Origin of the sequence: Pseudomonas piscis (assembly GCF_009380155.1) — a bacterium.
GTDB classification, from domain to species: Bacteria; Pseudomonadota; Gammaproteobacteria; order Pseudomonadales; family Pseudomonadaceae; genus Aquipseudomonas; species Aquipseudomonas piscis.
Window position 1 is genome coordinate 141,536 of sequence record NZ_WHUV01000005.1, and the last position, 22,043, is coordinate 163,578.

Annotated in this window: 18 protein-coding genes; 14 read left to right on the forward strand and 4 right to left on the reverse strand. The window is 65.3% G+C overall.

Annotated features, from left to right (window positions below; all coding sequences use genetic code 11):
- Positions 1 to 128 precede the first annotated feature (128 nt).
- Together GDH07_RS25425 and GDH07_RS25430 are read right to left on the reverse strand one after the other, a co-directional pair.
- Complete coding sequence (locus tag GDH07_RS25425; protein ID WP_152899278.1) at positions 129 to 1,697, reverse strand: TerC family protein; 1,569 nt, start codon at positions 1,695 to 1,697, stop codon at positions 129 to 131.
- Between the two features lie 495 nt (positions 1,698 to 2,192).
- Positions 2,193 to 3,068 (reverse strand): LysR family transcriptional regulator, encoded by an 876-nt coding sequence (locus tag GDH07_RS25430; protein WP_022644397.1) that lies wholly within the window; start codon positions 3,066 to 3,068, stop codon positions 2,193 to 2,195.
- 103 nt (positions 3,069 to 3,171) lie between these two features.
- Here GDH07_RS25430 and GDH07_RS25435 point away from each other — a divergent pair, with 103 nt between their 5' ends.
- The 4 genes from GDH07_RS25435 to GDH07_RS25450 all read left to right on the forward strand — a co-directional run bounded on the left by GDH07_RS25435 (position 3,172) and on the right by GDH07_RS25450 (position 6,627).
- Positions 3,172 to 3,669 (forward strand): GlcG/HbpS family heme-binding protein, encoded by a 498-nt coding sequence (locus tag GDH07_RS25435; RefSeq protein WP_022644396.1) that lies wholly within the window; start codon positions 3,172 to 3,174, stop codon positions 3,667 to 3,669.
- Positions 3,666 to 5,207, forward strand: coding sequence for an MFS transporter (locus tag GDH07_RS25440; protein WP_152899279.1), 1,542 nt, complete (start codon positions 3,666 to 3,668; stop codon positions 5,205 to 5,207). Before GDH07_RS25435 ends, GDH07_RS25440 begins: the two co-directional genes overlap by 4 nt.
- 147 nt (positions 5,208 to 5,354) lie before the next feature.
- Entirely contained in the window at positions 5,355 to 5,558 is a 204-nt protein-coding gene (locus GDH07_RS25445; RefSeq protein WP_152899280.1) for a hypothetical protein, read from the forward strand.
- A gap of 19 nt (positions 5,559 to 5,577) precedes the next feature.
- Complete coding sequence (locus GDH07_RS25450; protein ID WP_152899281.1) at positions 5,578 to 6,627, forward strand: NAD(P)/FAD-dependent oxidoreductase; 1,050 nt, start codon at positions 5,578 to 5,580, stop codon at positions 6,625 to 6,627.
- Positions 6,628 to 6,657: 30 nt separating this feature from the next.
- Here the strand turns inward: GDH07_RS25450 and fauA are convergent, their stop codons facing one another.
- Together fauA and GDH07_RS25460 are read right to left on the reverse strand one after the other, a co-directional pair.
- Positions 6,658 to 8,865 carry a TonB-dependent alcaligin siderophore receptor FauA gene (gene fauA / locus GDH07_RS25455; RefSeq protein WP_152899282.1) on the reverse strand — a complete coding sequence of 736 codons (2,208 nt, stop codon included), beginning with the start codon at positions 8,863 to 8,865 and terminating at the stop codon, positions 6,658 to 6,660.
- Between the two features lie 141 nt (positions 8,866 to 9,006).
- Positions 9,007 to 9,957 carry a helix-turn-helix transcriptional regulator gene (locus GDH07_RS25460; protein ID WP_152899283.1) on the reverse strand — a complete coding sequence of 317 codons (951 nt, stop codon included), beginning with the start codon at positions 9,955 to 9,957 and terminating at the stop codon, positions 9,007 to 9,009.
- A 138-nt stretch (positions 9,958 to 10,095) separates the two neighbouring features.
- On the opposite strand from GDH07_RS25460, the gene poxB reads away from it, so the two are divergent.
- The 10 genes from poxB to GDH07_RS25510 all read left to right on the forward strand — a co-directional run bounded on the left by poxB (position 10,096) and on the right by GDH07_RS25510 (position 21,886).
- Positions 10,096 to 11,841 carry a ubiquinone-dependent pyruvate dehydrogenase gene (gene poxB, locus GDH07_RS25465; RefSeq protein WP_152899284.1) on the forward strand — a complete coding sequence of 582 codons (1,746 nt, stop codon included), beginning with the start codon at positions 10,096 to 10,098 and terminating at the stop codon, positions 11,839 to 11,841.
- 688 nt (positions 11,842 to 12,529) lie between these two features.
- The gene (locus GDH07_RS25470; protein ID WP_022639370.1) at positions 12,530 to 14,146 is read left to right on the forward strand and encodes a tryptophan halogenase family protein; all 1,617 of its coding nucleotides are present in this window, start codon (positions 12,530 to 12,532) and stop codon (positions 14,144 to 14,146) included.
- A complete protein-coding gene (locus GDH07_RS25475) occupies positions 14,146 to 15,231 on the forward strand; it encodes a monodechloroaminopyrrolnitrin synthase PrnB family protein (RefSeq protein ID WP_085597944.1) in 1,086 nt (361 codons plus the stop codon). Before GDH07_RS25470 ends, GDH07_RS25475 begins: the two co-directional genes overlap by 1 nt.
- Before the next feature lie 42 nt (positions 15,232 to 15,273).
- Positions 15,274 to 16,977 (forward strand): NAD(P)/FAD-dependent oxidoreductase, encoded by a 1,704-nt coding sequence (locus GDH07_RS25480; protein WP_152899285.1) that lies wholly within the window; start codon positions 15,274 to 15,276, stop codon positions 16,975 to 16,977.
- A 23-nt stretch (positions 16,978 to 17,000) separates the two neighbouring features.
- The gene (locus GDH07_RS25485) at positions 17,001 to 18,092 is read left to right on the forward strand and encodes a Rieske 2Fe-2S domain-containing protein (RefSeq protein ID WP_152899286.1); all 1,092 of its coding nucleotides are present in this window, start codon (positions 17,001 to 17,003) and stop codon (positions 18,090 to 18,092) included.
- Entirely contained in the window at positions 18,092 to 18,226 is a 135-nt protein-coding gene (locus GDH07_RS25490) for a flavin reductase (RefSeq protein ID WP_143494723.1), read from the forward strand. Before GDH07_RS25485 ends, GDH07_RS25490 begins: the two co-directional genes overlap by 1 nt.
- Positions 18,223 to 19,458, forward strand: a complete 1,236-nt coding sequence (locus GDH07_RS25495; protein ID WP_022639374.1) for a cation:proton antiporter — start codon at positions 18,223 to 18,225, stop codon at positions 19,456 to 19,458. The genes GDH07_RS25490 and GDH07_RS25495 overlap by 4 nt, the downstream gene beginning before the upstream one ends.
- A gap of 24 nt (positions 19,459 to 19,482) precedes the next feature.
- The gene (locus tag GDH07_RS25500; protein WP_022639375.1) at positions 19,483 to 20,028 is read left to right on the forward strand and encodes a flavin reductase family protein; all 546 of its coding nucleotides are present in this window, start codon (positions 19,483 to 19,485) and stop codon (positions 20,026 to 20,028) included.
- 342 nt (positions 20,029 to 20,370) lie between these two features.
- Positions 20,371 to 20,889, forward strand: a complete 519-nt coding sequence (locus GDH07_RS25505; RefSeq protein ID WP_152899287.1) for a sigma-70 family RNA polymerase sigma factor — start codon at positions 20,371 to 20,373, stop codon at positions 20,887 to 20,889.
- Positions 20,882 to 21,886 (forward strand): FecR family protein, encoded by a 1,005-nt coding sequence (locus GDH07_RS25510; protein WP_152899288.1) that lies wholly within the window; start codon positions 20,882 to 20,884, stop codon positions 21,884 to 21,886. The genes GDH07_RS25505 and GDH07_RS25510 overlap by 8 nt, the downstream gene beginning before the upstream one ends.
- Positions 21,887 to 22,043 lie beyond the last annotated feature (157 nt).

Below are 22,043 nucleotides of genomic sequence, written 5' to 3' on the forward strand. Positions count from 1 at the left end.
TTCAAGCAAAACTTAAGCAATCAAAGCCTGCTTTCGAGGGTCGAACAGGCGCGCGCAACGGGGGGCAGGCATATGCCAGGCATGGGCCGGGCAAAAAAAAAGCCGGACTCGCGTCCGGCTCTGTCACCTCATGGCTCTGGCGGGTCCTGCCGGTGCATCCGCACCCGGGTCACCCGCCGTTCCTCGACCGTCATCACCTGGAGGCTCCAGCCCTGCCACTCCAGGCAATCGCCCTTGACCGGCAAGCGGTCCAGCAGGCTCATGACCAGCCCGGCCAGGGTCTGGTAATCCTCGGTCGGCTCAGCGGCGAAGCCGGTGCGCTGGCGGATCTGCGCCAGGTTCAAGGCACCGCTGACCAGGAACCCGCCCTGCTCCTCGACGATGTCCGGACCTTCGATTTCGCTGGCGTCAGGCAACTCGCCAGCGATGGACTCGAGGATGTCGGTCATGCTCAGGACGCCGACGAAATCGCCGAATTCGTTGATCACGAAGGCGATGTGGGTCGAGGCCTTGCGCATCTGCTCCAGGGCATTGAGGATCGTGAAGCTGTCCAGCAGGTTGATCGTGGTCCGCGCCAGGTGCGCAAGGTTCGGCTGGTTGCCGGCCAGGTACTCCTTGAGCAGTTCCTTCTTGTGCACGAAGCCCAACGGCTCCTCCACCGCACCGTCGCGAATCAGCGGCAGGCGTGAGTAGGACGAATGCATCAGTTTCTCGCGGATGCTTTCGGCGTCGTCGGCCAGGTCGATGTAGTCGACGTCGGCACGTACCGTCATCAGGCTGCGGATCGGGCGTTCGGCCAGCTGCAGCACGCCGCTGATCATCACCCGCTCGCGGCGGTCGAACAGCTCGTTGGGCGCCGTCTCGTCGCCTTCCACCAGGTCGGCGATATCCTCGCCCACCTCCTCCGCTGCCAGCTTGCGCCCGCCCAGCAGGCGCATCACCGCGTGGGCCGTACGCTCGCGCATCGGCCGCAGGCCCTGCATGGACTTCTTGCGCCGGGCCCGGGCGATCTGGTTGAACAGTTCGATCAGGATCGAGAAACCGATGGCCGCGTACAGGTAGCCCTTGGGAATGTGGAAGCCCAGGCCTTCGGCGGTCAGGCTGAAGCCGATCATCATCAAGAAGCCCAGGCACAGCATGATCACCGTCGGGTGGCTGTTGACGAAGCGGGTCAGCGGCTTGCTGGCCACGATCATCACGCCGATGGACACCACCACCGCGATCATCATCACCGCCAGCTCATCGACCATGCCCACGGCAGTGATCACCGCGTCCAGGGAGAACACCGCATCGAGCACCACGATCTGCGCCACGATGGGCCAGAACAGCGCATAACCGGCGTTGCTGGCCCGCTGGCTGACATGGCCCTCAAGGCGCTCGTGCAACTCCATGGTGGCCTTGAACAACAGGAACACACCACCGAACAGCAGGATCAAGTCACGGCCCGAGAAGCTCTTGCCCCATACCTCGAACAACGGCTGGGTCAGGGTCACCATCCAGGAGATGCTCGCCAGCAGGCCCAGGCGCATCAGCAACGCCAACGACAGGCCGATGATCCGCGCACGATCGCGCTGATGGGGCGGCAGCTTGTCGGCGAGGATGGCGATGAACACCAGGTTGTCGATGCCCAGCACCAGCTCCAGGACGATCAGGGTCAAGAGGCCGAGCCAGGCCGTGGGGTCTGCGATCCATTCCATAACGTAGGTCTCCGGAAAACTCAGGCGGCCAGGCGCGACAAGACGCCAAGGCGCAGGGCCTTGGGGACGGGCTGGCAAAGATGGGGAACGGCGGATGCCGGATAAGCACGGCCACTGCTGTGGCGGCCTGAACGCCTGCGCCTCAGGAGGGCGGGATGACGTGGGAAGTCAGGGGGGAAAGCGAGATGAGAGCGCCGATTGGGAGGCTCCGAGAGCGTGTTCATGCATGTCCTGAGTGAAAAAACGGATTTGGAGATTACAAGGCATGGGCCTCGCAGCCCCAGCGGCAAATCATTACAAGATTTTATCCGCCTCCCAGCGCGCTTAGTGTAGCCACTGCCCCAGGCTGCGCACGGCTCGGTACGAGCCGCCCGAATGGGGTCCGCAATTGGCTTGATACAACGCTGCGGCCGCTACGCGCCCGTGTAGAGCCTCGCAAGCTCGGCAGCGGCTACACGAGGATTTACCGGGACAGAGCGATTGCCGAAGTGGCGGTCAGCGGCGGTATTCGCGGCGCACTTGCTCGATGTAGCGAGTCACCGCCGGGGCCTGCTCGAAACGCCGATGGACCAGCGACAGCCAGGAAGAAGCCGAGCTACCCAGGATAGGTCGGTACAGGACATGGGGCAGGCTCAGGTGGCCCACCACCGACTCCGGCACCACGGCGACACCCTGCCCCAGGGATACCAGGGCCAGCACTGCCACCAGGCCACCGGGCTGTACACCGAGCTTGGGGGCGTAGCCGCCCTCAGCCGCCACCTGCAAGGTGCCGTTGATCTGTTCCGGCAGGATGAAGGTTTCGTTGAGCAGGTGCTCGCAGGCGATCTGCGGCAGGCGGCACAGCCAGGACTGCGCCGGCAACGCCAGGACGAAACCCTCGGCCTCCAGGCGGATCGCCTCCACCCCTTCCGGCAAGGTCATGGGCGAACGGATGTAGCCGATGTCCAGGCGACCGTCGGCGATCCGCGCTGGCAAGGTGGGCATGGGGCACTCGCGCACATTGAGGCTGACATCCGGGCAGTCGCGGACGAACTCCTGCACCTGCTTTTGCAGCACCCCCGAGTACACCGCCGAGGCCACGTAGCCCAGCTCGATATGGCCGATCTCGCCGCGGCCGGCGCGCTGGGCGTTGCGCTGCGCCAGCTCGAACTGGCGTACCGTGGCCTCGGCCTCCAGCAGCAAGGTGGCGCCGGCCTCGGTCAGGCTGACCTCGCGCTGCTGGCGCAGGAACAGCCGCGTGCCCAGGGCCTGCTCCATGTCCTGGATTTGCCGGCTCAGGGTCGGTGGCGCGATGCCCAGTTGCTCGGCGGCCCGGGTGAAGTTGCGCTGGCGCGCCACCGCCAGGAAATAGCGAAAGTGTCGGATGTCCATGGATGCGTTAGCCAAAAGGTAATGAACTTGCCGCCAGAGGCTAACGAACTGCGCCAATGGCCGGGATAAGCTCCCAGGACCTCCACACTAGAGAGCCCATGCCATGCGCGTCAAACCTCTGCTTCTGGCCATGATCACCTGCTGCAGCCTGCAAGGGGCGGTAGCGGCAGAAACCCAAGCGTCCGTTGCCCACAAGGCAATCCTTACCCTGGACCGAGCCCAGGACCTGCTCAAGGCCGCCCAGGAAACCGCCCGGGCCAAGGGTTGGCCCTGTGCCGTGGTGATAGTCGACGACGGCGGCTGGCCGGTTCTGGGCGCACGCATGGATGGCGCGCCGGTGGTCGCCGGGATCGAACTGGCCCAGGGCAAGGCGCGCACCTCGGCGTTGTTTCGCCGCCCCTCGGGCGATCTGGAAAACGCCATCAACGGCGGGCGCCCGGCGGCCCTCAGTGCCGGCCTGCTGATGATGAAAGGCGCCCAGCCGATCGTGCTCGAGGGCCAGGTGGTGGGCGCCATCGGGGTCAGCGCCGACACCCCGGCCCACGATGATGAAATCGCCCTCGCGGCCCTGGCCAGCCTTGGCCGGCAGAGTGCGCCATGAGCACCTCCGGCAACCCGCGCCTGACCCTGCTGACCGCCTCCGGTGTCTGCTCGCTGATCATCCTGGACACCAACATCGTCGCCGTGGCGCTGCCCAGCATCGCCCGGGACCTGGGCGCCGACTTCGCCGATATCGAATGGGTGGTCAGCGCCTACATGCTGGCCTTCGCCGCCCTGCTGCTCCCGGCCGGCAGCCTGGCCGACCGCTTTGGCCGCAAGCGCACCCTGCTCTGCGGCCTGGGTTTGTTCATCCTCGCCTCCGTGGGCTGCGGCGCCGCGCCCACGGCCCTGCTGCTGGACCTGGCGCGGGCACTCAAGGGAATAGGCGCGGCGCTGCTGCTGACCTCGGCCCTGGCGACCATCGGCCATGTCTTTCACGACGAAACGGAACGCGCCAGGGCCTGGGCCTTCTGGGGCGGCTGCATGGGTTTGGCGATGACCACCGCGCCGACGATCGGCGGCCTGATCACCCAGTACCTGGGCTGGCGCTGGATCTTCTACTTCAACTTGCCGGTGGGCGCCCTGCTGCTCTGGTGCGTCATGCGCCAGGTGCCGGAATCCCGCGATACCCGGGCGGCGCGCCTGGATCCCTGGGGCAGCCTGGTGTTCAGCGCCAGCCTGCTGTGCCTGATCTGGGGCCTGATCGAGGCCAACCGCATCGGCTGGGGCAATCCGGCTACTGTCCTGCGCCTGCTGGCCGGGTTGGCGCTGCTGGGCCTGTTCGTGCTGGTCGAGCGCCTGCAACAAAGGCCCATGGTGGACTTGCAGCTGTTGCGCCATCCACGCTTCATCGGCGCCTTGCTGGGCATGTTCGCCTACGCCGGCTGCGCCCAGGTGATGATGACCCTGCTGCCGTTCTACCTGCAGAACGGCCTGGGCTTCTCGGCCATCGCCTCGGGGCTGGGCATGCTGCCCTTCGCCTTGACCATGCTGGTCTGCCCGCGGATCGGCGCACGCCTGGCCGGGCGCTATCCGCCCGCCACGCTGATGGCCGCCGGGCTGGCCCTGGTGGGCAGCGGCAACCTGCTCAGCGCCTGGGCCGTGCAGGTCGGCGGCTACTCGGCCTTCGCCCTGGCGATCGCGGTGACCGGAGCCGGGGCCGGCCTGCTCAACGGCGATACGCAGAAGAACATCATGGCCTGCGTCCCCCGAGAACGTACCGGCATGGCCTCGGGGCTGAGCACCACCATGCGCTTCAGCGCCATCATGCTGGCCATCGGCGTGTTCGGCGCACTGTTGGGCAACCACACCCGGCAACTGCTGCAAGGCAATTTGCAACAGGTCCCCGGGCCCTGGTTGGCCCAGGCTCCGGAGATCGCCTCGCGGGTGGTGGCCGGCGACATGCAAGGTGCCCTGGCCGGGTTGCCCGAGAGTGCCCGTCCGCTGGTCGAGCCCCTGGCCCTGCAGGCCTTCACCGGTGGCTTCGGCCTGGTCCTGGCGGTGGCTGGCGGCCTGGCCCTGCTGGGCGCGCTGGTGGTGGGACGGCTGATGCGTAACCCCTTGCCGCAGGCCCGGGGCCTGGCCATGGAAAGCCGCTAGGCAGCGCCCTCCAGGCGCCTGACCAGCACCTGGCCGGCACCCGGAAGGCGCTTGCAATTTCATAACATTGAGCCAATTGCCGGGGCTGCGAACCCACGGTTAAGGTGCGCCCTGCAATCGGCTTCACCGTCAGGAGACACCTTGGCCATGCACCGCGAATCACCTGCTGCTCCCTCTCCGGCCCCGATCAAGGTCGAGCTGCTGCCCCATGACCCGCAACGGACCGAACAGGCGCGGCAGATCGCCCAGGCCCCGCACCCGGACGACTCCCATGCCTACAGCGATTGCAAGGACGCCTGGATCCAGCAGGTACAGGCCCAGGCCCTGATCGAACGCCAGCGCCGCCACTGACCACATCTACGAGGTAGCTATGCAGCATCCACGGGTAATAGTGCTGGGCGCCGGGATCGTCGGCGCCGCCATCGCCTACCACCTGGCCCGCCAGGGCGCCCAGGTGACCGTCCTGGAGCAGGACACTCCCGGCTCGGGCGTCACGCGCCACTCCTTCGCCTGGATCAACCCCCACGGGGAATACCCCAGCCCCGTGAGGCCCCTGCGCGAACAGGCGCTGACCGATTACCGGCGCCTGGAGCAGGAGCTGCCGGGCCTGCGGATCAACTGGTCCGGCGCGCTGTGCTATTACCAGGCGAACGCCATGCAACCCACCGCAATGCCCTGCGGGTCGACGCGCCAGTGGCTCGATCGCCAGCGGATCGCCCAACTCGAGCCCAACCTGCAGGCCGTACCGGAACGCGCGCAGTTCGCCCCCGGCGAAGGCAGCCTCGACCCGGTGGCCACCACCCTGTGCCTGCTCGAAGGCGCCCGCGCCCATGGCGCGCAAGTGCTGACCCAAGTCTCGGTGCTGGAGCTGCAAGTAGAAGGCCAGCAAGGGATCGGCGTGACCACCGCCGCCGGGGTCTATCAGGCCGACCACCTGGTACTGGCCACCGGTTGCGGCACCCCGGCCCTGCTGGAGTCGCTGGGCATCGAACTGCCCATGCACGCTTCGCCATCGATCCTGCTACGCCTGGACGCCCCTCGGGGGCTGGTCAAGACCCTGATTTCCAACGACCAGCTGGAGGTGCGCGAAGCCCCTGACGGCAGTCTGCTGGCAGCCGAGGACCACCTCGATGACGCAACGCCCGAGGCCATCGCCCAGCAAGCACTGGCCAGCATCCGCCAGGCCCTGCGTGGTGCCGAGGCGGTGACCTTGCGCAGCGTCGAAGTAGGCCAGCGGCCGATGCCCGATGACCAGGTACCGATCATCGGCCCGCTCGCCCAGTACCCCGGGTTGTACCTGGCGGTGATGCACGCCGGGGTGACCCTGGCACCGATCGTCGGGCGTCTGGTCAGCCAGGAACTTTCGGGTCACCGCTGCGCGGAACTCGAACCCTGCCGCCCGAGCCGTTTCGGCCTCTGAGCCAGGCCACCAACGGCGCCGGAGCGCAGGTCAGAAGCTGGCCTTGGCACTCAGGCGCAGGCTGCGCGGCTCGCCCCACAAGCCCTGGCTGTAGAAGCCCAGTTGCTCGTAGTAACGCTTGTCGAACAGGTTATCCAGGTTGGCACTGACCGACAGGTTGTCATTGACCTGGTAACGCGCCATCAGGCTGGTCAAGGCATAGGCGCCCTGGCCCACATCGGTCAGGCCCCGCGGGCTGGACACCCGGTTGCGCGAGGTCCGGCTGTTCCAGGTGGTGCCACCGCCCAGGGTCAGTTGGTCCAGCACACCCGAGAGCCGATAGGTGGTGAACAGCTTGAACTGGGTCCTGGGGAACTCGGTGTTGATCGCCCGGCCATCGCCATTGCGGGCGATGAAGTGGGTATAGCTGGCGGACAGGTTCCAGGCATCGCTGAGCTGGCCACTCAGGTCCAGGTCGAAACCATCGACCCGCGCCCCGGTGCCGGCCTTGTAGGCCTGCTCGTTGGGCCGCCCTTGCACGTTCACCCCGGGGATGGCTTCGGCCAGCCCTTCCTGCTGGGTGCGGTAGACCGCCAGCGCGGCGTTGAGCCGTCCCTCCAGGTAGGCCGCCTTGAGCCCTACCTCGTAGCTGTCGCCAGTCACCGGATCGAGGATGCTGCCGTTGGCGCCACGGGCGTTCTGCTGGTTGAAGATGCTGGTGTAGCTGGCGTAGGCGCTGTAGGTGGAATCGATGTCGTAGATCAGCCCGGCATAGGGCGTGACTTCATTCTTGTAGCGGTACTGGCGCTGGGCGCCGTAGTAGTTCTGGTCGATCCGCCAGTCGCTGATCCGCGCCCCGAGAATCAAGTGCAACGGATCGGCCAGGGACAGCCGGGTCACCAGGTAGCCACCGGTCTGCCGGGTATGGGTGGCATCGCCCGAGGATCGGGTGCGTGACCACGCCGGCTCGGGGATCCGGCCGTTGCGCCAGTCGGTGAAGCTGCCCAGGGCCGGGGTTCTGCCAGCGGGCTGGTACTGGTCGATGTTCAGGTCGTCGTCAATGCTCATCCAGCCCAGGCCCAGCTCGTGCCCGCGCCCCAGCAACTGGAACGGCCCGCTGGCCGTCACATGCCAGGTATCGCGGCTGCGTTCGCCGTCGTAGTTGAGGAAATTGACCCGCATCCCCAGGCCGCTGGTGCGGTCCGGAAAACCACCGCGAAACAGCGAGTGCATGTCATAGCCACCCTCGTAACGGCTGTAGGCCGTACGCAGTTTCCAGTCGTTGTCCAGGGTGTGCTCCAGGTCGACGAAGGCCGTGGTGGACTCACTGCCGGTCCGGCTCCAGCGGGTGTTGTTGGCGGTCGAACGGCCGAAGTCGGTGCGCGAGCCATCGCTGTAGAACAACGGAAAACCACTGCCCATGCCCCGCACCCGGTTGCGCTGGTATTCCAGGCTGGTGGTCAGCCGGGTGCTGGGGCTCAGCTCGGCGCTGATCACCCCATAGAGCGTGCGTGAGTCGTTTTCCAGATAGTTCACGTAGCTGTCTTTTTCCGAGTAGGCCGCCACCAGCCGCGCCGCCACCCTCCCATCCGCCGCCAGGGGCAGCGACAGATCGAAATCACCGCGCCGCTCCCCCCAGCGTCCGGCGCCGGCCGAGCCGCTGATGGCGAAATCCGCCAGCGGCTTTTTACGCACGAAATTCACCGCTGCCGAAGGGTTGCCGGCGCCGGTCAGCAGCCCCGTGGAACCGCGCACGATTTCCACCCGGTCGTAGATGGCCGAGTCCATGTCGGTGGCACCGAAGTTCCACAGGTTGTTGATGGGCGATGCCAGGCCGTCGAACTGGAAGTTGTCGATGGCGAAACCCCGGGCGGAAAACGCCAGGCGATTGCTGTCGCTGCGGGTATAGGAAATCCCCGGGGCGCTGGCCAGGATCTCGGCGGTGGTGGCCAGGCCCTGGTCCTCGATGCGCTGGCGGGTGACGACGCTGACCGATTGCGGGGTCTCGCGGATCGACAGCGGCAGGCCGATGGCCGTGGACATGGCGCCGGTGGTGTAGCTGCCGGAGTCCTCGGTAGTCTCGCCCAGTTCCTGCTCGCCCTGCACTTTCAGCGTGGGTAGCACCAATGAAGCGTTCGACTTGGAGCGGCGGTCAGGTTCTTCGGCCGAAGCCGAGAGGGACACCAGCAAGCCACCGAACACGGCGGCGGGCAGGCAATGGGCACGACGCGGGAAAGCGCGGGAGTCTGGGCAATACATAGGAATGGTTATCCGATGAATACTATTGTCGGATGCGCATTATTCACATCCATATCCCGTCCAGGTTTTGCCAGATGCCGAGGATGTTATGGGCGCTGCCGGGTTCGACACGGATAAGCGCCGCCAAGCCGTCGCGGGCCTTCAACCACAGCTGCCGGGGGCCACGCCGAAGCGCTGGCGAAACGCCGTGGCGAAATTGCTGGCATGGCGATAACCCACGAAATGCGCCGCCTGCTGCACCGACCAGCCTTGTTGCAACTGTGCATGGGCGACCTCCAGGCGCCGCTCGCGCAGGTAGCCGAAGACCGTCTGCCCATAGGCCTGGCGGAACTTGCTGCGCAGCGAACTGCTGCTCATGCAGGCCAACTGCGCCAGCTCACCGAGCGAGTGCTCCTCGCCCGGAGCCTGGTGCAGGCGCTCGCGAACCCGCTCCAGCAATTGCCGATCCCGCGGGCTCAAGCTGCCGGCTTGCTCAGCATCGGCTTCCAGCCCGGCCAGGGCATGGGCCAGCAGTTGCAAGGCCACGCCTTCGCACAACAGGGCCTGCAGGCTGCCATGCCAACGTCCGCCGAGCAGGTCGGCGATGGCCTGGCGCAGGTGCACCGGCAACGGCCCGCAGTGCATTCGTGAACCGTTCCCGCGCAGGGCGTTGTGCAGCAGCTGCGCCAATTGCGCGTCGGGCAGATCCTCCGGGGCGTTGAGGGCCAGGTTCAGGCCGCGCAACCGCGTCCCGGCGAAGTGCACGGCCGACATGGGCCGGCCGTCGGCGCACAGGGTCGTGACGCAGTGACCGGCGAGCAACGCCTGGTCCCGGGTGAAACTCAGCGCCGCATGCCCTTCGAGCACCAGCGCCAGGCTCAGGCATGGCATGCGCAGCGAGTCGGCCCGGTAGCTGTGGAACGCCAGCACGTCGGAGCTCACCAGGACCAGGCCGCCGGGCAGGCGATGCTCGGTGATGCGCCCCTGCATCAGGCAGGTAGCGTCATCCTCGTTCCCTGCTCCGGGCAGGCTGTAGCGCACGGCATAGCGTTCGCCAAGCTGACGGAAGTCCCGCAGGTAGTAGCGTTGGTCCAGTTGAGGGGTCGGATGCAAGGCCGGCGCTCGCAGAGAGGAAATCGGGCGACGATATTAGCATTAATTCTCATTCGCACATCTTCATGGAATCATCCGCCCTCGCCCGCTGTCCCCTGTTGATCGCGACGATTTCCCATCCCACGGCAGGAGAACTCCATGGCGAACATCAGCATTGCCCGACAACTGGCCCAGACCCTCGAACAAGCCGGGGTCAAGCGTATCTGGGGCCTGACCGGTGACAGCCTCAACGGCCTCACCGACGCCCTGCAGAGCATGCAAAGCATCCAATGGATGCACGTGCGCCACGAGGAAGTGGCGGCCTTCGCCGCTGGCGCCGAAGCGGCGATCACCGGCCAGCTGGCGGTGTGCGCCGGCAGTTGTGGCCCGGGCAACCTGCACCTGATCAACGGCCTGTTCGACTGCCACCGCAGCCGGGTGCCGGTGCTGGCCATCGCCGCACAGATCCCGTCCTCGGAGATCGGCCTGGATTATTTCCAGGAAACCCACCCCCAGGAACTGTTCAAGGAGTGCAGCCACTTCGTCGAGCTGGTGAGCCACCCGGCGCAGATGCCCGAGGTGCTGCACCGGGCCATGCGCAGTGCGATCCTCGAGCGCGGCGTGGCCGTGGTGGTGATCCCCGGGGACGTGGCCTTGCAGCAGGTGCCGACGGCCAGCAAGCCATGGCCACCGTTACACGCCCCACGCACCCTGCCAGCGCCCCATGACCTGGACCGCCTGGTGGAATTGCTCAGCCATCGCCAGGCCGTGACCCTGCTCTGCGGCAGCGGTTGTGCCGGTGCCCACGACCAGGTCGTGGCCCTGGCCGATGCCTTGGGCGCGCCGGTGGTGCACGCTCTGCGCGGCAAGGAGCATGTGGAATGGGACAACCCCTTCGATGTCGGCATGACCGGGCTGATCGGCTTCAGCTCCGGTTATCACGCCATGCTCAACTGCGACACCCTAGTGATACTGGGCAGCGACTTCCCCTATCGCCAGTTCTATCCGACGGACGCCTGCGTGATCCAGATCGACCGCGACCCACAAGCCCTGGGCCGGCGAGTGCCGCTGGACCTGGGCATGGTCGGCGACGTCAGCGAGACCCTCGCCGCCTTGCTGCCACGCCTGCCCTACCAGGGCGACCGGAGCTTCCTGGAAACCTCCCTGGAGCACTACGCCAAGGCCCGCCAGGGCCTGGACGACCTGGCCCGGCCCGCGGCAGCTGGACGGCCGGTGCACCCGCAGTACCTCACCCAACTGGTCAGCGAACTGGCGGACGCCGATGCGATCTTCACCGCCGATGTCGGCACGCCCACGGTATGGGCCGCGCGCTACCTGAAGATGAACGGCCAGCGGCGCCTGCTGGGCTCGTTCAACCACGGTTCCATGGCCAACGCCATGCCCCAGGCCATCGGCGCCCAGGCCGCCTGCCCCGCACGCCAAGTCATTGCCCTGGCCGGCGACGGCGGCTTCAGCATGCTCATGGGGGACTTCATTTCCCTGGTCCAGCTCAAGCTGCCGGTGAAGATCATCGTCTACGACAACGCGGCCCTGGGCTTCGTCGCCATGGAGATGAAGTCCGCCGGCTACCTGGACACCGGCACCGACCTGCACAACCCGGACTTCGCCGCCATGGCCAACGCCATGGGTATCCTCGGCCTGCGAGTGGAAGATTCCGCAGGCCTGGAAGGTGCCCTGCGCACCGCCCTGGAACATGACGGCCCGGTGCTGGTGGACGTGGTCACCGCGACCCAGGAACTGGTCATCCCACCGGCGATCAAGCTGGAACAGGCCAAGGGCATGAGCCTGTACATGCTCAAGGCGGTGATGAGCGGGCGCGGCGACGAGGTGGTGGAGCTGGCCCGGACCAACTGGCCCAAGGGCGGCTGGTTCAGGCTCCCCTAGCCAGGGCCTGGACCCGGGGAATGCCGCCGCCCAGTGTCATCGCAGCCTCTGGTGGACCCACCTTGGAGGTGGGCATCGGTGAAGATTGCGCCAATGGCATCCACCAGGATGATGTTGGAAAAATCACCACGACCCCAGGCATCGGCGCGTTGGCGCCGATGCCGGCCTAGGGGCTCTTCTCATCGAGCAGAATCCGCTCCAGCCATCTCGCTTGCAGCCGCCCTGCATGGATCAAGCCCGGGCGGGATCTACGACCTGCCGGCCTCATGCGTCACCGATCCCCAGCGAAGCATTTCTGCAACACCCATTGGCGATCTTTTCCTGATTCCATCCAACGACTTCAATAACCGGCTGACCGCAACGACCCGCAAAGGCGCGTTGCGCTAACTGCCTGTTCGACCAACTGTCTACGAGCTTGCTCCTGTGCATCACATGGATGATCACGCCACGCACTTCGCGCAGGGGTACTGCGACGGACTGATTGGGCGCATGCAAAGCACGCAAGACCTTTCTTTAGATCAAATGCCTTTGCTTTGGGGAAGGCTAATTCGGAAACGGAAGATGCATCGCTTTTCCTGCGGTCTAGAGTCTAATCCGACAAGCACATTGATGTGCCTCTTGCACGGATGCACGGAGACTGGCGGCCTTACTCTCCCTACAGCCCGTCTGCCTGGAAACAAGGAGCGTTATGAACAAGCCGATCAAGAATATCGTCATCGTGGGCGGCGGCACTGCGGGCTGGATGGCCGCCTCGTACCTCGTCCGGGCGCTCCAGCAGCAGGTAGACATTACGCTCATCGAATCTGCGGCGATCCCCCGGATCGGCGTGGGCGAGGCGACTATCCCGAGTTTGCAGAAGGTGTTCTTCGACTTCCTCGGGATACCGGAGCGGGAGTGGATGCCCCAGGTGAACGGCGCGTTCAAGGCCGCGATCAAGTTCGTGAACTGGAGAAAATCTCCCGACCCATCGCGTGACGATCACTTCTACCATTTGTTCGGCAATGTGCCGAACTGCGACGGTGTGCCACTTACCCACTACTGGCTGCGCAAGCGCGAACAGGGCTTCCAGCAACCGATGGAGTACGCGTGCTACCCGCAGCCCGGGGCGCTCGACGGCAAGCTGGCACCGTGCCTGCCCGACGGTACCCGCCAGATGTCCCACGCGTGGCACTTCGATGCGCACCTGGTGGCCGACTTCTTGAAGCGCTGGGCCGTCGAGCGCGGGGTCAACCGCGTGGTCGACGAGGTCGTGGAGGTTCAGTTGAACGACCGCGGCTACATCTCCACCTTGTTGACCAAGGGGGGGCGGAAGCTGGAGGCGGACCTGTTCATCGACTGCTCCGGCATGCGGGGGCTCCTGATCAATCAGACCCTGAAAGAGCCCTTCATCGACATGTCCGACTACCTGCTGTGCGACAGCGCGGTCGCCAGCGCCGTACCCAACGACGACGCCCGTGACGGGGTCGAGCCGTACACCTCGGCGATCGCCATGAACTCGGGGTGGACCTGGAAGATTCCGATGCTGGGCCGGTTCGGCAGCGGCTACGTCTTCTCGAGCAAGTTCACCTCACGCGACCAGGCTACCGCCGACTTCCTCAAACTCTGGGACCTCTCGGACAATCAGTCGCTCAACCAGATCAAGTTCCGGGTCGGACGCAACAAGCGGGCGTGGGTCAACAATTGTGTGTCGATCGGGCTGTCGTCGTGCTTTCTGGAGCCCCTGGAATCGACGGGCATCTACTTCATCTACGCCTCGCTTTACCAGCTCGTGAAGCACTTCCCCGACACCTCGTTCGACTCGCGGTTGCGCGATGCATTCAACGCCGAGATCGTCTACATGTTTGACGACTGCCGAGACTTCGTCCAGGCGCACTATTTCACCACGTCGCGCGAAGATACGCCGTTCTGGCTCGCGAACCGGCACGAACTGCGGCTCTCGGACGCCATCCAGGAGAAGGTGCAGCGCTACAAGGCGGGGCTGCCGCTGACCACCACGTCGTTCGACGATTCCACGTACTACGAGACCTTCGACTACGAATTCAAGAACTTCTGGTTGAACGGCAACTACTACTGCATCTTTGCCGGCTTGGGCATGCTGCCCGACCGGTCGCTACCGCTCTTGCAGCACCGACCCGAGTCGATCGAGAAGGCCGAGGCGATGTTCGCCAGCATCCGCCGCGAGGCCGAGCGCCTGCGGAGCAGCCTGCCGACGAACTACGACTACCTGCGGTCGCTGCGTGACGGCGACGCGCAGGTGTCTGGCAACCAGCGCGGGCCGACGCTCGCGACGCGGGAAGGCCGGTAGTGGAACGCACCTTGAACCGGGTATCCGCATTCGCCACCACCCACGCTGCCGTGGCCGCCTGTGATCCGCTACAGGCGCGCTCGCTGGTGCTGCAACTGCCGGGCCTGAACCGTAACAAGGACGTGCCCGGCATCATCGGCCTGCTGCGCGAGTTCCTCCCGACGCGCGGCGTGCCCTCCGGCTGGGGCTTCGTCGAAGCTGCCGCCGCGATGCGGGACATCGGCTTCTTCCTGGGGTCGCTCAAGCGGCACGGACACGAGCCTGCGGACGTGGTGCCCGGGCTTGAACAGGTGCTGCTGGACTTGGCTCGCGCGACCGATATGCCGCCGCGCGAGACGCTCCTGCATGTGACGGTCTGGAACCCTGCGGCGGCCGACGCGCAGCGCAGTTACACCGGGCTGCCCGACGAAGCGCATCTGCTCGAGAGCGTGCGCATCTCGATGGCGGCCCTGGAAGCGGCCATCGCGGTGACCGTCGAGCTGTTCGATGTGCCCCTGCGCTCGCCCGCGTTCGTGCAAGGGTGCGCCGAGCTGGAAGCCTATCTGCAGAAAATGGTCGAATCGATCGTCTACGCGTACCGCTTCATCTCACCGCAGGTCTTCTACGATGAACTGCGCCCCTTCTACGATCCGATCCAGGTCGGGGGCCAGAGCTACCTCGGCCCCGGTGCCGTGGAAATGCCCCTGTTCGTACTGGAGCACGTCCTGTGGGGCTCGCAAACCGACGACCAGGCCTATCGAGAATTCAAGGAGACGTACCTGCCCTACGTGCTTCCCGCGTACCGGGCGGTCTACGCTCGGTTCGCCGAGGGGCCGGCGCTCATGGACCGCGCGCTCGACGAAGCGCGAACCGCTGGTGCGCCAGACGAGCCCGCCCGGGCTGGGCTGGTAGCCCTGGAGCGGGTGCTCAAGGTCCTGCTGCGCTTCCGGGCGCCTCACCTCAAGTTGGCAGAACGGGCGTACGAGGCCGGGCGAAGCGGTCCCGCAACCGGCAGCGGGGGGTACGCGCCCAGCATGCTCGTTGATCTACTCACGCTCACGTGTGCCGCGCGCTCGCGCATCCGCGCCGCGCTCGACGAATCCTGACGCGCAAAGCCAGGTCTCATCTCGCAAGGAGAGTTTGCCCCCATGACTCAGAAGAGCCCCGAGAACGGGCGCGACAACAACCATTTCGACGTGATCATCCTCGGCTCGGGCATGTCCGGCACCCAGATGGGAGCCATCCTGGCCAAGAAACAGTTTCGCGTGCTGATCATCGAGGAGTCGTCGCACCCGCGGTTCACGATCGGCGAGTCGTCGATCCCCGAGACGTCTCTCATGAACCGCATCATCGCTGACCGCTACGGCATTCCGGAGCTCGACCACATCACGTCGTTCTACTCGACGCAGCGTTACGTCTCGTCGAGCACGGGCATCAAGCGCAACTTCGGATTCGTGTTCCACAAACCCGGCCAGGAGCACGACCCGAAGGAGTTCACGCAGTGCGTCATTCCCGAACTGCCATGGGGACCGGAGAGCCATTACTACCGGCAGGACGTCGACGCCTACTTGTTGCAGGCCGCCATCAAATACGGCTGCAAGGTCCGCCAGAGGACTAGCGTGACCGACTACCACGCTGATAAAGACGGCGTCGCGGTGACCACCGCCGAGGGCGAACGGTTCACCGGCCGGTACATGATCGACTGCGGAGGCCCTCGCGCACCGCTGGCGACCAAGTTCAAGCTTCGCGAAGAACCGTGTCGCTTCAAGACGCACTCGCGCAGCCTCTACACGCACATGCTCGGGGTCAAGCCGTTCGACGACATCTTCAAGGTCAAGGGGCAGCGCTGGCGCTGGCACGAGGGGACCTTGCACCACATGTTCACGGGCGGCTGGCTCTGGGTGATTCCGTTCAACAACCACGCGCGCTCGACCAATAACCTGGTGAGTGTCGGCCTGCAGCTCGACCCGCGTATCTACCCGAAAACGGACATCAGCGCGCAGCAAGAATTCGCCGAGTTCCTCGCACGGTTCCCGAGCATCGGGGCTCAGTTCCAGGACGCCGTGCCGGTGCGCGACTGGGTCAGGACCGACCGCCTGCAGTTCTCGTCGACCGCCTGCATCGGCGACCGCTACTGCCTGATGCTGCACGCGAACGGGTTCATCGACCCGCTGTTCTCCCGGGGCCTGGAGAACACCGCGGTGGCCATCCACGCGCTCGCGGCGCGCCTTATCAAGGCGCTACGCGACGATGACTTCGCCCCCGAGCGCTTCGAGTACATCGAGCGCCTGCAGCAAAAGCTTCTGGACCACAACGACGACTTCGTCAGCTGCTGCTACACGGCGTTCTCGGACTTCCGTCTGTGGGATGCATTCCACAGGCTGTGGGCGGTCGGCACGATCCTCGGGCAGTTCCGGCTCGTGCAAGCCCACGCGCGGTTTCGCACCTCGCGCGATGAGGGCGACCTGGATCACCTCGACAACGACCCCCCGTACCTTGGGTACCTGTGCGCGGACATGGAGGAGTACTACCAGTTGTTCAACGACGCCAAGGCCGAGGTCGAGGCAGTGAGCGCCGGGAACCAGTCGGCTGCACAGGCCGCGGTGCGGATCCACGCCCTCATCGACGAACGAGACTTCGCCAAGCCGATGTTCGGTTTCGGGTACTGCATCACCGGGGACAAGCCGCAGCTCAACAACTCGAAGTACAGCCTGATACCGGCGATGAAGCTGATGTACTGGACGCAGACCAGAGCGCCGGCAGAGGTGAAAAAGTACTTCGACTACAACCCGATGTTCGCGCTGCTCAAGGCGTACGTCACGACCCGCATCGGCCTGGTTCTGAAGAAGTAGCCGGCCGAGGACGACATAACGCGATGAACAACATTCAACTGGATCAGCCGAGCATCAAGAAGCATCCCCCAGGGGCGCACGACGCGACCACGCGCGTGGCCGCGAGCTGGTACGTCGCGATGCGCTCCAGCGACCTCAGGGACAAGCCCAAGGAATTGACGCTCTTTGGCCGTCCGTGCGTGGCATGGCGCGGAGCGACGGGGCGGGCCGTGGTGATGGATCGCCACTGCCCGCACCTGGGCGCCAACCTGGCTGACGGGCAAGTCAAGGACGGGTGCATCCAATGCCCGTTTCACCACTGGCGATACGACGAGCAAGGCCAGTGCGTTCACATCCCCGGCCACAACCAGGCGGTGCGCCAGCTGGAGCCCGTGCCGCGCGGGGCGCGCCAGCCGACGTTGGTGACCACCGAACGCTACGGCTACGTGTGGGTCTGGTACGGCTCCGCGCAGCCGCTGCACCCGCTGCCCGAAATCGCCGCGGCCGATGTCGACAACGGCGACTTCATGCACCTGCACTTCGCGTTCGAGACGACGACGGCGGTCTTGCGCATCGTCGAGAACTTCTACGACGCGCAGCACGCAACCCCCGTGCACGCGCTCCCGATCTCGGCCTTCGAGCTCAAGCTCTTCGACGACTGGCGCCGGTGGCCGGAGGTCGAGTCGCTGGCCCGGGCGGGCGCGTGGTTCGGTGCCGGGATCGATTTCACCGTGAACCGCTACTTCGGTCCCCTGGGCATGTTGTCGCGCGCGCTCGGCCTGAACATGTCGCAGATGAACCTGCACTTCGATGGCTACCCCGGCGGGTGCGTCATGACCGTTGCCTTGGACGCAGACGTCAAATACAAGCTGCTCCAGTGCGTGACGCCAGTGAGCGACGGCAAGAACGTCATGCACATGCTCATCTCGATCAAGAAGGTGGGCGGTGCCCTGCGCCGCGCCACTGACTTCGTGTTGTTCGGGCTGCAGACCAGGCAGGCAGCCGGGTACGACGTCAAGATCTGGAACGGGATGAAGCCCGACGGCGGCGGCGCGTACAGCAAGTACGACAAGCTCGTGCTCAGGTACCGGGCGTTCTACCGGGGCTGGGTCGACCGCGTCGAGAGCGAGCGGTAATGCGTGAGGCCGAGCCGGTATCGGCCGTTTCGCTGTACCGGGCGCTCGCGAACCTGGCCAGTGGCGTCACGGCCATCACGGGGCTCGCCGCCGCTCGCTTCGTGCCGGTGTCGCTCCTTGCGAGGTATCCATGACCATCTGGCTGCTGCAACTCATGCTGGTGATCGCGCTCTGCAATGTCTGCGGGCGCATTGCCGAACGGCTCGGCCAGTGCGCGGTCGTCGGCGAGATTGCGGCCGGCCTGCTGTTGGGACCTTCGCTGTTCGGCCTGGTCGCACCGAGTTTCTACGGCCTGTTGTTCGCCCCACACACGCTGTCGGCAATGGCGCAAGTTGGCGAAGTCGGTTTGATACTGCTGATGTTCCAGATCGGTCTGCGTATGGACTTGGGCCAGACGCTGCACGGCAAGCGCTGGCGCATACCTGCAGCGATCGCAGCCGGCGGGCTCATCGCACCGGCGGCGGCCGGCATGCTCGTCGCCGTCGCCTCCAAAGACACGCTCGCCAGCGACGCACCGACGCTGCCCTATGTGCTCTTCTGCGGTGTCGCACTGGCGGTATCGGCGGTGCCGGTGATGGCGCGCATCATCGACGACCTGGCGCTGAGCGCCATGGTCGGCGCACGGCACGCAATGTCCGCCGCGATGCTGACAGATGCACTCGGATGGATGCTGCTGGCCACCATTGCCTCGCTATCGAGCGGGCCTGGCTGGGCATTTGTGCGCATGCTCGTCAGCCTGCTCGTGTACCTGCTGCTGAGCGGGCTGCTGGTGCGCTTCGTGGTTCGACCGGCGCTTGCACGGCTCGCATCGACTGCCCATGCAGCGCGCGACCGCTTGGCCGTGTTGCTCTGCTTCGTCATCGCGTCGGCACTGGCGACGTCGCTGATCGGATTCCATAGCGCATTTGGCGCACTGGCGGCGGCGCTGTTCGTGCGGCGCGTGCCCGGCGTCGCGAAGGAGTGGAGCGAGAACGTCGAAGGTTTCGTCAAGCTTGTGCTGATGCCGGTGTTCTTCGCGTGTGCGGGACTGCGTGCATCGATCGGCACGATCGACGACCAGGCATCATGGATGTGGTGCGGTGTATTCCTGCTGGGCGGATTCATCGGCAAGTTCGGCGGCAGCTATCTGGGCGCACGCACCACCGGGCTTGCGCCACACGATGCGATGCTGGTGAGCTCGTTGATGAACACACGCGGCTTGATGGAGCTAATCGTCCTGTCGATCGGCCTGCAGATGCAGATCCTTCCGCCAGAGGTCTACACGATCCTCGTAGTGTTCGCGCTGGTGACGACGGCGCTGAGCGCGCCGCTGGTTCGATTCACGCTGCGCCTGCAATCGCGCGCAATGAACCAGCAGGCCGCCTGAGCCCGCTTGAGGGGAGAGATCAGCATGAACGCTGCCACCGAAACCAAAGCTCTCGATTTGCTCGATGCCCAGGACTGCGATGTCCACGATGCACGCGAACTGCGCAACTTGCTGGGGCAGTTCGCGACCGGTGTCACCGTGATCACCACCCGCACCGCTGACGGCCGCAACGTCGGTGTGACCGCCAACTCGTTCTCCTCACTGTCGCTGTCGCCGGCGCTGGTGCTCTGGAGCCTGGCTCGCAAGGCACCGAGCCTGAAGGTTTTTTGCTCGGCGAGCCATTTCGCCATCAACATACTGGGCGCGCACCAGCATCACCTGTCGGAGCAGTTCGCCCGGGCAGCACCTGACAAGTTCGCCGGTGTAGCTCATTCCTATGGCAAGGCGGGAGCCCCGGTGCTGGACGATGTGGTGGCAGTGCTGGTGTGCCGCAACGTCACCCAGTACGAGGGCGGTGATCACCTGATCTTCATTGGCGAGATCGAACAGTACCGATACAGCGGCGCAGAACCGCTGGTCTTCCATGCAGGCCAGTACCGGGGCTTAGGGAGCAATGGAACAGACCCGTAAGCGCCAGCAACCCGGCTCATGTGATCGTTGAATGGGAGGATCGCTGGGTTTCGTCTGGATGACGGCCGCCGCTCACCGCGGGCGATTTCCTGCGGTACAGCAAAGAAGTAGCGCCACGCATATTGAGTTGCTCGAGGATCAGCGGCGACAACCTGGGCAGCTACTGGAGTTTGCCGGGAGTGCTCGCCATCTGCTCACTATCAGATTAATACAGCCATTTGCAGTTCCCCCCTCCTCCTCTCGGGTCGATCCGACATCCACTCCAGGGCCGCATAAACGCTGTTGATAAGCATTTGCAATTAAAGATAAGATTCCGCCCCCCCTAGCCTGATCCCACCTTGAATGATCGCCGCCGTGTCTTATCCCAGCGATAAACTCGAGCTCTACCTTTCCCACCGTGCCGCGCTGGTCGACTACTCGGCGCCGATTGTCGGCTGTCGGGCCCAAGCCGAAGAGGTGGTCCAGGAAGCCTGGCTGCGCTTCTGCGGCCAAGCCGATAGCGCTGCCCAGCCGAGCAACCCGGTGGGCTACCTGTACCGCATCGTGCGCAACCTGTCCTTTGACCTGCTGCGGCGCTCGACCCTGGAAAACCGCCACCCCGATGGCGACGATCTGCTCAGCGAACTGCCCTCGAGCACGCCTTCGCCGGAGCACCAGGCGCTGCACAGCGACCAGTTGCGCCTCCTGCAGGACGCTCTGACCCGACTGCCGGAACGAACGCGCCGGGCCTTCTACATGCATCGCCTGCAACACCAGACCTTCCAGGAAATTGCCGCTGAGTTGAAGATCTCCACCAGCTTGGCGCACCAACTGGTGCGTGACGCACTGACCCACTGTGCGGAGCATCTGGCCGATGACTGATATCCCCTCCTCCCAACCTGTATCCGGCTCACTGAAGGACGACCTGGTGTGGCAGGCGGCCATGGACTGGCTGCTGCAATGCCGCGCCGCGCCGGATGACCTGGCACTGCAACAGGCCCATGGACGCTGGCTGGCCGCTGATGAGCGTCACGCTGCCGCCTGGCGCAAGGCGGAGAAAGTCTGGTTGCTCAGTGGTTACCTGGAGCCGCCGGAGATACCCGTGCCTCGGCCGCTGCCAGCCTCGGCCCCGCCCCAGGGCCGACGTCGCTGGGCGGGCCGAGCGCTGGCAACGCTGGCACTGGCAGCCTGTGTGCTGTTGCTGGTAGGACCCACGCCGCCGACCGACCATGCCAGCCCACTCGGCGAGCATCTGAAGATCAGCCTGGGCGACGGCAGCCATGTCGAACTGGGCAGCGACAGTGCCATCCGGGTGGCCTTCGAGCCAGGTACGCGGGGCGTGACGCTGCTCAGGGGGCAGGCGTTCTTCGAAGTCAGCCACGATGCTTCACGCCCGTTCACGGTCCAGGCAGCGGACGTGAAGGTCAGGGTCATAGGTACGGCGTTCGATGTGGACCTGGGTCGCAACGCCGTCGTGGTGGCAGTGCAAAGCGGAGCGGTCCAGGTTCGCGATGGCCGGGGCGAACTCGCGGTGCCTGCCCTGGGCCCCGGCGAGAGCCTGCGCCTTGGCCTGGACCACAGCCCGCCGCAGCGCAACCGGCTACCGCCGGACCAGGTTGCGCTATGGCGCCAGTGGCAGTTGGTGGTCAACGACCGGCCCCTGCGCGAGGTGATCGAACAACTGCGGGACTACTACCCCGGCGCCTTGCTGTTGGCCGACCGGACTCTGGGCGAGCGGCACGTCACCGCCTCGCTGAACCTGCGTTCACCGATCAGCGCGCTGCAACTGGCCATCGCTCCGCTTCGTGGGCATCTCACGCATTGGGGGCCCTACCTCACCCTTATCCAAGAAACCCCTGGGGCGCCGGTAGAAAAATAAATTTCAAAAAATTCTGGAAGTTCTCGATCGCCGTTCGTTTATTGCCCCGTCCAGTTAATAGTAAATATTCTCATTAACAGGTGCGGATCATTCGCACCAAGCGGGGAGTTCACCAGAGCATGTCCATTCGCCACCTAGAAGGTCTTCACGGTTGCCG

Coding starts and splice junctions, on each gene's coding strand:
- GDH07_RS25440 (WP_152899279.1), top strand. CDS start 3,666: ATGAGCACCTCCGGCAACCCGCGCCTGACCCTGCTGACCGCCTCCGGT.
- GDH07_RS25450 (WP_152899281.1), top strand. CDS start 5,578: ATGCAGCATCCACGGGTAATAGTGCTGGGCGCCGGGATCGTCGGCGCC.
- GDH07_RS25485 (WP_152899286.1), top strand. CDS start 17,001: ATGAACAACATTCAACTGGATCAGCCGAGCATCAAGAAGCATCCCCCA.
- fauA (WP_152899282.1), bottom strand. CDS start 8,865: ATGTATTGCCCAGACTCCCGCGCTTTCCCGCGTCGTGCCCATTGCCTG.
- GDH07_RS25490 (WP_143494723.1), top strand. CDS start 18,092: ATGCGTGAGGCCGAGCCGGTATCGGCCGTTTCGCTGTACCGGGCGCTC.
- GDH07_RS25435 (WP_022644396.1), top strand. CDS start 3,172: ATGCGCGTCAAACCTCTGCTTCTGGCCATGATCACCTGCTGCAGCCTG.
- GDH07_RS25505 (WP_152899287.1), top strand. CDS start 20,371: ATGATCGCCGCCGTGTCTTATCCCAGCGATAAACTCGAGCTCTACCTT.
- GDH07_RS25500 (WP_022639375.1), top strand. CDS start 19,483: ATGAACGCTGCCACCGAAACCAAAGCTCTCGATTTGCTCGATGCCCAG.
- GDH07_RS25430 (WP_022644397.1), bottom strand. CDS start 3,068: ATGGACATCCGACACTTTCGCTATTTCCTGGCGGTGGCGCGCCAGCGC.
- poxB (WP_152899284.1), top strand. CDS start 10,096: ATGGCGAACATCAGCATTGCCCGACAACTGGCCCAGACCCTCGAACAA.
- GDH07_RS25480 (WP_152899285.1), top strand. CDS start 15,274: ATGACTCAGAAGAGCCCCGAGAACGGGCGCGACAACAACCATTTCGAC.
- GDH07_RS25510 (WP_152899288.1), top strand. CDS start 20,882: ATGACTGATATCCCCTCCTCCCAACCTGTATCCGGCTCACTGAAGGAC.
- GDH07_RS25495 (WP_022639374.1), top strand. CDS start 18,223: ATGACCATCTGGCTGCTGCAACTCATGCTGGTGATCGCGCTCTGCAAT.
- GDH07_RS25470 (WP_022639370.1), top strand. CDS start 12,530: ATGAACAAGCCGATCAAGAATATCGTCATCGTGGGCGGCGGCACTGCG.
- GDH07_RS25425 (WP_152899278.1), bottom strand. CDS start 1,697: ATGGAATGGATCGCAGACCCCACGGCCTGGCTCGGCCTCTTGACCCTG.
- GDH07_RS25445 (WP_152899280.1), top strand. CDS start 5,355: ATGCACCGCGAATCACCTGCTGCTCCCTCTCCGGCCCCGATCAAGGTC.